The sequence below is a fragment of the Treponema saccharophilum DSM 2985 genome (genome assembly GCF_000255555.1).
Classification (GTDB): domain Bacteria; phylum Spirochaetota; class Spirochaetia; order Treponematales; family Treponemataceae; genus Treponema_D; species Treponema_D saccharophilum.
In genome coordinates this window covers 1-1,447 of the sequence record NZ_AGRW01000002.1, presented here as the reverse complement: position 1 = coordinate 1,447, position 1,447 = coordinate 1, and the positions used below count along the sequence as shown (strand labels likewise).

The following is a 1,447-nucleotide window of genomic DNA, read 5'->3' as shown; positions in this document are numbered from 1 at the left end:
CTCGTTTCGTTCAAACAACCGATTATTATAAATCTGACGGCAGCAGCCAAAAGTTTTGTTGATAAGGATTTCCTGCTCTTTGGTAGGGTATATTCGTAATTTTAATGCTCGGTGCTGTTTTTCAGCATTTACTACTAATTTATTCATCATAATCAATACTTTCCTTATTGGTTGTGCTAGAGGATAATCGGGATTGCCGTCCTGATTACCTTCGTTTTATGATTTAATTAGTGGAAAAAAAATAGAGGTTTAAAATATGCGAGTTAATTATTACGAATTTTATAAAAGACGGTTGAACGAAAATAATCCTATCGGAAAAGATATCAATGGAGATTCTATTTATGAATATGCTACCGTTTCTGAAATTCCAAACGAATTATTTAAAAATCCAAGTTATTCAGTACTGCTTCCAGAAATTCCAAAGTTTGTAGAAAATTTAATAGGCTTTAAAAATAGAAAGGTTTTATTGAAGAAAAAAGTTATTCTAAAAACATTAAGAGATCATTCGGAAATAGAACTAAGTATGCATAAAAAAATATTGACTTTAGCTGTCTACAATCCTACTGTTTTTATGAAAAATAAACCCATTTCAAAACCTAATTACTTAGCATTCGTTAACGAAGGTGATTATTATGCCGTTTCAACTATAGATTTTGATGAAACCAAGAAGTATATAGAAATTGTTGATTGGAGAAAAGTTGATTCGAAAGAATTTGACAGAATGATACGAAAAGTGAGTGCAGAGGGCGGCCAATTCCTCATAAAAGCAGTAGACAGATAAGTCTCCTTCGCTTCTCAGCAGACCTTTCTGATGTTTACACTCATACTTAATATAGTTCCAAAATTTGAACGAAGTGTCAATTAGTTTATGTCATTTTTGTTAAGTACGTCAGAGGATAATTCCGAATCCTTTTAAGCTGCCAACACACTTTGCCATAACAATTTATCAAAAGAATCGACAAATCTGTTATTCTGTTTGAAACAACATTCGTTCACGTAGCTTTGTAAGTATTTAGTTGAAATGTGATGATAACTGCCGATTATTGAACGTTTAAGAATTGCCCAAAATCCTTCGATTCCATTTGTATGCAAGCCCTTTCCAGAAGAAAATTCACCTAAGCTGTGGCATACAGAAATGTGTGTGAAATTTTCTGGATTTGTGGATTTATGGTTTATAATGTTATAGCCTTTGAAGTCATCTGTCATTACAACTGTATCTGGTTTTGTTACGGCAGAAATTACAGACAAAAGTTGCTTGCCAGTTAATTTTTGTCCGTTATGGTCTGGTAACGCAACACGAGCATAAACTCTTCCAGTTCCACGTTCTTTGACTCCGATTACTGGAGTCTTTTTTGTTCCTCGCCCGGTTGTAGATGTGTCTTTTGGTTTTGGCGTAGTGAATTGCAGATTATTGTTTTGCTTACGTGGTTTACCACCTACATAGGTT

3 protein-coding genes are annotated in these 1,447 nt (G+C 33.7%); 1 reads left to right on the top strand and 2 read right to left on the bottom strand.

Features of this window, described 5'->3' with window-relative positions; all coding sequences use genetic code 11:
* Positions 1-147, bottom strand: a 147-nt coding sequence (locus TRESADRAFT_RS15490) for a helix-turn-helix domain-containing protein (RefSeq protein WP_245534307.1), incomplete at its 3' end; no start/stop codon positions are given.
* 145 nt (positions 148-292) lie between these two features.
* Between TRESADRAFT_RS15490 and TRESADRAFT_RS00010 the strand changes: the two genes are divergently transcribed.
* The gene (locus TRESADRAFT_RS00010; RefSeq protein ID WP_141606995.1) at positions 293-781 is read left to right on the top strand and encodes a hypothetical protein; all 489 of its coding nucleotides are present in this window, start codon (positions 293-295) and stop codon (positions 779-781) included.
* A 131-nt stretch (positions 782-912) separates the two neighbouring features.
* On the opposite strand, the gene TRESADRAFT_RS15485 is transcribed toward TRESADRAFT_RS00010, so the two are convergent.
* A partial coding sequence (locus TRESADRAFT_RS15485; RefSeq protein WP_002701576.1) for an IS1595 family transposase occupies positions 913-1,447 on the bottom strand: 535 nt, incomplete at its 5' end.